Genomic DNA, 2,854 nt, shown 5'->3' on the forward strand with positions numbered 1-2,854 from the left:
CCACCCTCATGAGGTCAGGAGAGCGGACAGGGCCAGGAGCTTGTCCTGGTCCTGAACCGCCGACCGGTTTCGTGAACGGGGCCGATTCCGGACTTCCGGCAGCGGCGGCCGCGCTGCCGCCGCTGCCGGAGACGTCCTGCAACCCTGGGCCGCGTCAGCGCATCCAGTCCGGTGACTCGACGCCCCCGAACTTGTTCCAGGCAAGGCAGTAGGCCCGCGACTCGGGGCCCACGTCGTCCCAGACCGCCCGGAGATCGAAGCCGCGGTCCCAGGCGTTGAGGAGCGCTTCGAAGAAGCCGGTGGCGACCGCCGTGCTGTCGTACTCGCTGCCGGACGTCATGACCTCTTCCAGGATCCGGAACACCTGCCGCGTCTGCTCAGAGGTCAGCTCGGCCGACCGCTCGGCGAGCACCCGTCCCAGAGCAGCCAGGCGGAAGATGAACGGTGGGACATCGTCCTCGTCCTCGGGGTCGCCTCGCCAGTCCGCGACATAGGCTCGGTCCTTGGCCGCGAAAACGTCACTGACTTCGAGTAGTTCCCTGAACCAGTCGGGGGTCGACATCACAGTCCCTTCAGTGCGTTCTGCATGTCGCGGATGAGGTTCTCCGCGGCGGCCCGGTCGCCAGCGCTCGCCCCGGGGGCAGTCCTCCGTCGTGTAGAAGCGGTAGAACACCACCGCGAACGCGCCCGCCGCAACCGCGAACGCCACGGCCGCCGACCGCAGGACGCTCGACCCGGTGAGGCCGTGCAGGAACCCGACCGCGACACCTGCGACACCCACGAAGCCCGCCCACGCGGCGGCGCGCGGCTCGCGCGGCAGGTGCGTGCCGAGCAGACGCGCCCCGAGGTACGCGGCCACGAAAGCGACCGCGGACACGACGCCGGGCAGAACGTTCCAGCCGGTGATCGGCCCCGCGTCCCGTCCGATCGCGGCGGCCCACAAGCCGTAGACGAGCCCCCCGAGTACGGGGGCGGGGAGCCTCATCGCGAGCTGTACGGGGCTGCCGTGCCCCCGCGCGATACGTGGCGCTGCGTGAGCCATGACCCCACTCCCCTTTCCTCGCCCTGCCTCGAGCGCACACCTGGGGGGCGGGGCGGGCAAGTCGGAGTGGCCTACTTGCTCACCAGTCCGCCCTCGTACCCGGCTCGACGGCCTCCGACAAGCCCACCATCGCCCACCTCCGCCATCGCCATCGATGTCGACGAGCTCGGTAGGCCGCACATACGGAGACTTCTCAGCAACGACGGCGTCCTCCTCAAGCCCGGCGTCGGGTCAGTGTCGGGTGAGTGGGGCGCATCCGGTCACCCTGGGCTGTTCGACAACAAACTCAGACGCCTCGAAGGGCGACCACAAATCGGAGAATTGGCCATACGAGTCGCCGGAGTCATCGCGTCAGGCCTTACTGGAACCGATTCTTTATCAAGATCACTACAACCATTTCTGCGTGTGATGCATATCACGACAACTGCCCGAGGGTTGCCCAACTTCTGCCCGATTTCTGAATTGGACGCGCCTGCCAAGCCCCCGCTTCCATAAGGAACTTGGACCGCAGGGGGCGGTGGAGAATTCTCCTGTCGGCTCCTGTCGACTTCTAGGACTGTGATGAAGCCACGCAGCACATTGGCGCGCGTTCGGGGCACCGCGACCGCCGCCGGTGTCCTGACACGGGCCGTCAGGACCGGCCCTCCGCCGCGGAGTGCTTCCTGAGCCTGGAGTCCGACTCGGTGTACCGGGTGCGGGCCACCGACTACGCCAGTCCGTCGAAGGCCGGGAGCACGTCCTGGTCGGGATCAGCACAGTAGAAGGGAGTCGTGATGGCACAGCGTTCACGACAGTTCAGCAGACGTCAGATGCTCGCCGTTTTCGCCGGGGTGGCAGCCGGTTGTGCGCTGCCGAACTGCACGGTCCTCACCCGCCCCGCGTACGCGGCGAGCGGGGCCGACACCGACTCGGTGCCCGAGGGATCCGGTCTGCCGGACACCGACCGCGGCAAGGTGGTGGAGGCGTACAGAACCGGCGGCCGGGCGGTACGTACGGCCGCGGCGGCGGCACTTGTGGGCAGCACGGCGGACGTGACGGCGTTCCTCGCCGAGAAGCTGCCCGCGGCCCGGGCCGAGGACGACAGGTTCACGCTCACACGGTCCCTGGTCATGGCGGGCAAGGCGACTCGCGAGGGTATCGGCGTGGCGTTGTCCGGCGGCCAGCCGACGATCGAGACCTTCCTCAAGGGCGGTTTCCAGACCGCGGTGCGCGAGGACCTCGAGGTGGCCGTGACCACGGTCATGGCCCACGGTGGTCGTGCCGTGAAGCGTGAGGCATCCGCTGCGCTGGGGGCCGGTTCGGACTTCGCGTTGCGGGCCTTCCTCAGTGGCGGACAGTTCACCGCTCACGAGGAGGACGAGCGTGTGCAGGTGACCTCTATCCTCGTGACGGCGTCACCGCAGGTGCGGGAGTACGCGCAGCGGGCACTGGACGACGGGTCACCGAGGGCGATCCGGTGGTTCCTGGAGACGGGCCAGTACATCGCCCGGGCGCGTGACGAAGAGACGGCAACGATCCAGCAGCTGGTCAAGGTCGTGGAGGCGGAGGGGCGCCGCGCCGGCCGGAAGACCGACGAGGCCGTCGAGCTGTCCCAGCAGGCGGTCAAGGCTGCCGAGAAGGCGAAAGAGGCGGCGCTGGAGGCCAAGGCCGAGGCCGAGGCCGCCGAGCAGGACGTCCAGCGCTCGGCCAGGGCGGCGAACAAGGCGGCGCAGGCGGCCAGGGGCGCGGCCGCGGCCGCGGCGACCGCGGTGTCGACCTCGCGGACGGCGGAGGCCGCCGCGCAGCGTTCGGTGGCGGCCGCGCAGGCTGCCG

2 protein-coding genes are annotated in these 2,854 nt (G+C 69.5%); one reads left to right on the forward strand and one right to left on the reverse strand.

Annotation, left to right across the window (positions count from 1 at the left end; genetic code table 11):
• Positions 1–154 precede the first annotated feature (154 nt).
• Positions 155–1,042 carry a DUF7674 family protein gene (locus tag ACYVO6_RS28840; protein WP_461066175.1) on the reverse strand — a complete coding sequence of 296 codons (888 nt, stop codon included), beginning with the start codon at positions 1,040–1,042 and terminating at the stop codon, positions 155–157.
• Positions 1,043–1,815: 773 nt separating this feature from the next.
• Here ACYVO6_RS28840 and ACYVO6_RS28845 point away from each other — a divergent pair.
• On the forward strand, positions 1,816–2,854 hold a 1,039-nt coding region (locus ACYVO6_RS28845; RefSeq protein WP_461066177.1), incomplete at its 3' end, for an ALF repeat-containing protein.

Source organism: Streptomyces pseudoechinosporeus, assembly GCF_054783935.1.

Bases quoted from the DNA above. Each gene is read 5' to 3' on its own strand.
- ACYVO6_RS28840 (WP_461066175.1), bottom strand. From the start codon at position 1,042: ATGGCTCACGCAGCGCCACGTATCGCGCGGGGGCACGGCAGCCCCGTA.